At 42.5% G+C, this 6,206-nt stretch carries 8 protein-coding genes; 7 read left to right on the top strand and 1 reads right to left on the bottom strand.

Annotated elements, in window-relative coordinates:
• Positions 1-29: 29 nt before the first annotated feature.
• The 7 genes from trmB (at position 30) to Q0K96_RS04185 (ending at position 4,726) form a co-directional block, all read left to right on the top strand.
• Positions 30-704 carry a tRNA (guanosine(46)-N7)-methyltransferase TrmB gene (trmB, locus tag Q0K96_RS04155; protein ID WP_297332748.1) on the top strand — a complete coding sequence of 225 codons (675 nt, stop codon included), beginning with the start codon at positions 30-32 and terminating at the stop codon, positions 702-704.
• A gap of 5 nt (positions 705-709) precedes the next feature.
• The gene (locus Q0K96_RS04160) at positions 710-1,342 is read left to right on the top strand and encodes a LysE family transporter (protein ID WP_297332749.1); all 633 of its coding nucleotides are present in this window, start codon (positions 710-712) and stop codon (positions 1,340-1,342) included.
• 10 nt (positions 1,343-1,352) lie between these two features.
• A complete protein-coding gene (locus Q0K96_RS04165) occupies positions 1,353-1,688 on the top strand; it encodes an MGMT family protein (protein ID WP_297332750.1) in 336 nt (111 codons plus the stop codon).
• A gap of 105 nt (positions 1,689-1,793) precedes the next feature.
• A complete protein-coding gene (locus tag Q0K96_RS04170; RefSeq protein WP_297332751.1) occupies positions 1,794-2,924 on the top strand; it encodes a P-loop NTPase in 1,131 nt (376 codons plus the stop codon).
• Position 2,925: 1 nt separating this feature from the next.
• The gene (locus Q0K96_RS04175) at positions 2,926-3,165 is read left to right on the top strand and encodes a NifU family protein (protein ID WP_297332752.1); all 240 of its coding nucleotides are present in this window, start codon (positions 2,926-2,928) and stop codon (positions 3,163-3,165) included.
• An 88-nt stretch (positions 3,166-3,253) separates the two neighbouring features.
• Positions 3,254-4,306 carry an NAD(P)/FAD-dependent oxidoreductase gene (locus Q0K96_RS04180; protein ID WP_297332753.1) on the top strand — a complete coding sequence of 351 codons (1,053 nt, stop codon included), beginning with the start codon at positions 3,254-3,256 and terminating at the stop codon, positions 4,304-4,306.
• A 93-nt stretch (positions 4,307-4,399) separates the two neighbouring features.
• Positions 4,400-4,726, top strand: coding sequence for a 2Fe-2S iron-sulfur cluster-binding protein (locus Q0K96_RS04185; RefSeq protein WP_297332754.1), 327 nt, complete (start codon positions 4,400-4,402; stop codon positions 4,724-4,726).
• 60 nt (positions 4,727-4,786) lie between these two features.
• Here the strand turns inward: Q0K96_RS04185 and Q0K96_RS04190 are convergent, their stop codons facing one another.
• A complete protein-coding gene (locus tag Q0K96_RS04190; RefSeq protein ID WP_297332755.1) occupies positions 4,787-6,163 on the bottom strand; it encodes a T9SS type A sorting domain-containing protein in 1,377 nt (458 codons plus the stop codon).
• Between the last annotated feature and the right edge of the window lie 43 nt (positions 6,164-6,206).

Genomic DNA, 6,206 nt, shown 5'->3' on the forward strand with positions numbered 1-6,206 from the left:
CTAATTTTACCAAAATTTTAAATTTACCCGTGGGAAGCAAAAATAAACTGAAGCGTTTTAAGGAAAACGAAACATTTAATAATGTAATTCAGCCTGAAAGAGAAGATGCCCTTGCCGGTAATTTTCCGCTTAAAGGCAACTGGCGGACAGGCTTTTTTAAAAATAATAATCCTGTAGTACTGGAGCTTGGCTGTGGCAAAGGCGAGTACAGCGTTGGGCTTGCACAGCATTACCCCGATAAAAACTTTATAGGTGTAGATATTAAGGGTGCCCGCTTTTGGCGCGGTGCTAAAACAGCGGTAGAGCAAGGGCTTACCAATGTTGCATTTTTGCGCACGCAGATTGAAATTATAGATGCTTTTTTTGCTGAAGGCGAAGTTGATGAAATATGGATAACATTCCCAGATCCACAAATAAAATACAAGCGCACCAAGCACAGGATGACCAACAGCGAGTTCCTGCAACGCTACAAAAAAATACTGAATACCAAAGGTGTGGTTAACCTTAAAACCGATAGTGAGTTTATGCACGGCTACACTTTGGGGCTTTTGCATGGCGAGGGGCATGAAGTGCTGTATGCCAACCATAACGTGTACCGCAATGAAGGTGCACCGGAGGAGGTTACAGGCATAAAAACATTTTATGAGCAGTATTATCTTGAGCAGGGTAAACCTATAACCTACATAAAATTTAAAATCAGATAACAGCTATGGATTTTATCCTGCCGGTGGTGTTAGGTTTTTTTATTGCTGCGGCAGGTATATTACTGCCGGGGCTGCTTAACATAACCGCGGCTAAAATTGGGCTGCGCGAAGGCAGGCAAAGAGCCATGATTTTTGCATTGGGCGCTACCAGCGTTATTTTTATACAAACCTATATTGCAGTATCATTTGCCAAATTTATAAACAGCAGGCCCGATATTATTCATCTGCTGGAAGAAATGGGGCTTGGCGTATTTACGGTACTTACCATCTACTTTTTATTCTTTGCCAAAAAACCCAAGCCAAAACTTGAAGATGAAGTAGTAGTGCTGCGCAGCCGCACTGGGGAATATTTTTTAGGGGTATTGCTTTCCGCCCTTAACTTCTTCCCTGTCCCCTACTATGTGTTTATGAGTGTTACACTCTCACGTCACGGCTATTTCTTTTTTGATTCTTTATTTATATTCCTTTTTGTTATGGGCGCAATAACAGGTTCATTTTTTTCATTTTATCTGTACATCATATTCTTCAGGAGGTTTGAGCATAAAGCCGACTTTTTCCTCAAAAACATAAACTTTTTCCTGGGGGGCATTACAGGGCTCGTCAGCATAATCACGCTCATAAAAATATTACGCGCATAAAGCTGCCGGTATGGACGAAAACATAAGCTTTTTCGAAAGGGTTTATCAGGTAGTAAGGCAGGTGCCTTATGGCAGGGTAACATCTTATGGCGCCATAGCCAGCTATCTTGGTGCAGCACGCTCTGCACGCATGGTGGGCTGGGCCATGAATGCAAGCCACGGGCATGATGATGTACCGGCGCACAGGGTGGTAAACCGACAGGGGCTGTTAACCGGCAAACACCATTTTGGCGGTACCAACCTTATGCAGCAATTACTGGAAAATGAGGGGATAAAAGTAAAAGAAAACAAGATTGTTGATTTTAAGAAACACTTTTGGAACCCCGCCGAAGCACTACAGCGTTAACCATCTTTTAAGCTTTGTAAAACTTTTAGATATCAGCTTTTCATACTATCTTTGCAATCTGTAACCAGTCTTAATTAAAAGGCTGTAACTGAAAGCTATAATATCATGAAACTCGATAGAAAAGAAATACTTAAAGCGCTCGAAACCATTACGCTTGCCGGAGAAGGGCAAAACATGGTAGAAAGCGGTGCGGTGCGCAATGTGCTTACCTTTGGCGATGAGGCCGTGGTAGAGCTTGTGCTGCACAACCCGGCTATGCACATCCGCAAACGTGCAGAAGCCGATATCATTAAAACCATACAGGAGAAAGTTAGCCCCGATGCTAAGGTTAAGGTAAACGTAAAAGTAGAAGCACCTGATAAGCCTGAAATTAAAGGCAAAGGTATACCCGGAATCAGCAATGTAATTGCAGTGTCGTCAGGTAAAGGCGGTGTTGGTAAGTCTACTATCACGGCAAATCTCGCCGTAGCGCTTGCCAAAATGGGTTTCAGGGTAGGTATTCTTGATGCCGATATATATGGCCCGTCAATGCCGATAATGTTTGATGTGGAGCGCGAAAGGCCCATATCTGTAACCGTTGACGGAAAATCTAAGATGAAGCCGATTACCAGCTATGGTGTAGAGATACTTTCTATAGGCTTTTTTACAACGCCGGAACAGGCAATAATATGGCGTGGGCCAATGGCATCTAAAGCGCTTAACCAGATGATTTTTGATGCCGACTGGGGCGAGCTTGACTTTATGCTGATAGACCTGCCGCCGGGAACAGGCGACATCCACCTGAGCATTATGCAGTCGTTGCCCGTAACGGGTGCTGTAGTGGTAAGTACTCCGCAGGCGGTTGCCCTTGCCGATGCCAAAAAAGGTGTGGCAATGTTCCGCCAGGAAAGCATAAATGTACCTGTACTGGGTATTATAGAGAACATGGCTTATTTTACCCCGGAAGAACTGCCGGATAATAAATATTACATTTTTGGTAAAGAAGGCGCTAAAAACCTTGCAGAAGATTTAGATGTGCCTTTCCTGGGTGAAATACCACTTGTACAAAGCATACGCGAGGCAGGCGATTACGGCCGCCCCGCTGCCATGCAAACCGCAACACCTATAGAAACTGCTTTTGAAGAACTGGCACGCTCTGTAGTACAGGAAACCGTAAACAGGAATGACAACCTTCCGCCTACAGAGGCAATAAAAATAACTACAATGGCGGGCTGCTCTGCAGTTAAAAAGAAATAATATGACAACAGAAGAAATAAAGCTGAGTGTGGAAAGGGCCCTTGACGAGATACGCCCATTCCTTGAGTCTGACGGAGGAAATATTTCGTTGGTGGACATAGAGGACGACAGGCACGTTAAAGTGCGCCTGGAAGGAGCCTGTGTAGGTTGCAGCGTTAACCAGATGACACTTAAAGCAGGTGTTGAGACCACTATTAAAAAATATGCCCCGCAAATAGAAACAGTTATAAATGTGGCTTAAAGAGCTACACAGCTGATATTTATCATAAAAATTGAAAACAGTTTTAAGGACATTTGTTCCCTGAAACTGTTTTTTAACGTAATAAAAAATGATTACAACAGATATATTAATTATTGGCGCGGGCCCAACAGGGCTTTTCGCTGTATTTGAAGCAGGACTTTTAAAACTTAAATGCCATATAATAGATGCTTTGCCGCAGCCGGGAGGCCAGCTTGCAGAGCTCTACCCTAAAAAGCCGATTTTCGATATACCGGGTTACCCATCGGTAATGGCAGGAGAACTTGTAGACAACCTGATGGAACAGATAAAGCAGTTTCAGCCTGGGTTTACCCTTAATGAGAGGGCTGAGACAATTGATAAGCTGGAAGACGGTACATTTATAGTAACTACCAACAAAGGTACAAAACACCACGCAAAAGCTGTAGCTATTGCAGGCGGGCTTGGCAGCTTTGAGCCACGCAAGCCGCTTATTGATAATATTGCTGATTATGAAGAAAAGGGTGTTGAGTATTTTGTAAAGAACCCTGAGCTGTTCCGCAACAAGCGCATTGTTATAGCAGGCGGTGGCGACTCTGCGCTTGACTGGAGTATATTCCTTAGCGATGTGGCAACCGAGGTTACACTGGTGCACAGGAGAAATGAATTTCGTGGTGCGCTTGACTCTGTTGAAAAAGTGCAGGAACTTAAAAAGCTGGGCAGGATTAACCTGATTACACCGGCAGAGGTTACCGCTATAAACGGTAATGGTAAAGTAGAATCGCTTACTATTGATGTTGAGGGTGAAAGCCAAACGATAGAAACTGACTATTTTATACCGCTTTTCGGGCTTACCCCTAAACTTGGGCCTATAGCTGACTGGGGGCTTGAAATTGAGAAAAATGCTATTAAAGTAAATAACGCGCTGGACTATCAAACCAATATAGAGGGTGTTTATGCTATTGGCGATGTTAACATTTATCCCGGTAAATTAAAGCTGATATTGTGTGGTTTTCATGAAGCTACTTTAATGTGCCAGAGCGTTTACAGCAGGCTTAACCCAGGTAAAAAATATGTGCTTAAATATACTACCGTTAGCGGTGTGGATGGTTTTGACGGCACGCGAAAAGAAGCAGAAAAGCAGGTAGTTAAAGCGATAAATTAAACTGTTTAAAGTTTAAAGTTCAAGGTTATATTTGTATACGGAGACATTATAGCCTTTGTAACATTAAACTTTAAACCTGAAACTAAGAATGTCATGGATATAACCATTAAAGTAACCGACAGGGATGGCGTGGTGCACGAGGTACTTGCCCCTACTGATATGGCTATGAACATTATGGAGCTGTGCCGTAGTTATGAGCTTGCGCCCGAAGGAACTATTGGCGTTTGCGGTGGTATGGCCATGTGCGCATCATGCCAGTGCTATGTGCTGAATGATGTGGTGTTACCGCCTATGGAAGCCGATGAAGAAGCAATGCTGTCTGAAGCATTTTATGTTAAACCAAACAGCAGGCTGGGCTGCCAGATTGCCATTACAGAAGATTTAAACGGGCTCGAAATTGAGCTGGCACCTGAAAGCTAAAAGAATGTAACAAAAAAAGCGGGACAATAAATCCCGCTTTTTAATTGCTGTTTTAAATTATTATTTCTTGATAAACTTGAGCACTTTACTTTCGTTACCTTTTTCTATTCTTATAAAATAGATTCCGTTGCTGTATGATGAAGTATCAATAGTAAGGCTTGAAGCAGAAGTTACGGTAACGCTTACCATAGCTTGGCCAAGGCTGTTGTAAACCATGTAACTGTCAGGTAAATCATTATCTGCAACAGCTATGTTAAGTACACTTGTAGCAGGGTTAGGATACAGGTTAATACCATTTAAAAGTTTAAAGTCTTCGCTGCCTGCAAGCGCAGAACATACATTAGAGGTTTTTAAAGAAGCCCTTCGTGGTGAATTATCAAGCACTGCCAGTATTCTCTCTTTTTGGTCCTGGGTAAATATATTCATACACGAGTCATAGGTATAATCCATATAGTTTTCAATCATGTCATAGCTTGTACAGCTGTAATGCTGCGAGCAACCGCTGTTAGGCCCGCTGGAAGTCGGGGTATCATCACAGTAGTCAGTGTAACTGCATGTATTATTAGACCATGAGTTGCCCCATATGTGCAGAAGCCCCAAAGCATGCCCTATTTCGTGGGTAGTTGTCCTTCCCTCATTATAAGGCTCGGCATAATTACCCTCAGGATAAATTGATTCTGAGCCAAAATATTTATAGCCTATAATTACACCGTCAGTACTGGCACTACCCTCGTTATTGTTAAGCCCGTTAAGCCCCGATTGTGAAGGGAACTGTGCATATCCTAATACATCTGAAAGATCTGACCCGAAATTACATACCCATATATTAAAATACTTTGTAGGATCCCATATTGTACCCGGCTTTAGCACATCCTCAACCTGAGATTCACTCCAGCTTGCCACATTCATGTTTACCCTGTTTATACCTGTGGTAGGCTGGCCGTCAGGATCAACCTGAGCAAGGCAAAATTCAATTTCTACGTCTGCCCCAACAGGGTTAGAGTTATAACCCGGCGTGCCAAGCATCCTTCTGTAGTCCTGGTTTAGTACTGTTATCTGAGAAAGCACCTGCTCGTCAGCTATATTTTCGTTATTGCCTAAAAAATCTCCGTTATGCACCACGTGCACCACTATCGGTATGGTTATTACCTCGGTAGTATTTTGAGCTGCAGCTGCACTTTTCGTTTTACGTGCAACAATCTTTTGAGCAATCCATTCTTCAAATTCTGCGTTTGTAGCCCTTTGTGGCGACTTCTGCTGAAGGTATTCTTCATATTCGGTAGTCACACAACGTATTTTTCCTGTTTCGGCATTTATACTTTCAGCATTAATTGTTTTACCAAATATTTTAGGCTGCTGCTGTGCGTTACACACCAAAGTTGCAAAAACAAGTAGTGCAGCTAAAAATATAGTATTGATGTTGTTATTGGTTTTCATTTATTAAAGAAATGTTAAAAAGTTATGCAAGATAGTTATAAAT

Origin of the sequence: Flavobacterium sp. (assembly GCF_024305175.1) — a bacterium.
In the GTDB taxonomy this organism is placed as follows: Bacteria; Bacteroidota; Bacteroidia; order Flavobacteriales; family Flavobacteriaceae; genus Flavobacterium.

Coding starts and splice junctions, on each gene's coding strand:
- Q0K96_RS04160 (WP_297332749.1), top strand. CDS start 710: ATGGATTTTATCCTGCCGGTGGTGTTAGGTTTTTTTATTGCTGCGGCA.
- Q0K96_RS04165 (WP_297332750.1), top strand. CDS start 1,353: ATGGACGAAAACATAAGCTTTTTCGAAAGGGTTTATCAGGTAGTAAGG.
- Q0K96_RS04170 (WP_297332751.1), top strand. CDS start 1,794: ATGAAACTCGATAGAAAAGAAATACTTAAAGCGCTCGAAACCATTACG.
- Q0K96_RS04175 (WP_297332752.1), top strand. CDS start 2,926: ATGACAACAGAAGAAATAAAGCTGAGTGTGGAAAGGGCCCTTGACGAG.
- Q0K96_RS04180 (WP_297332753.1), top strand. CDS start 3,254: ATGATTACAACAGATATATTAATTATTGGCGCGGGCCCAACAGGGCTT.
- Q0K96_RS04185 (WP_297332754.1), top strand. CDS start 4,400: ATGGATATAACCATTAAAGTAACCGACAGGGATGGCGTGGTGCACGAG.
- Q0K96_RS04190 (WP_297332755.1), bottom strand. CDS start 6,163: ATGAAAACCAATAACAACATCAATACTATATTTTTAGCTGCACTACTT.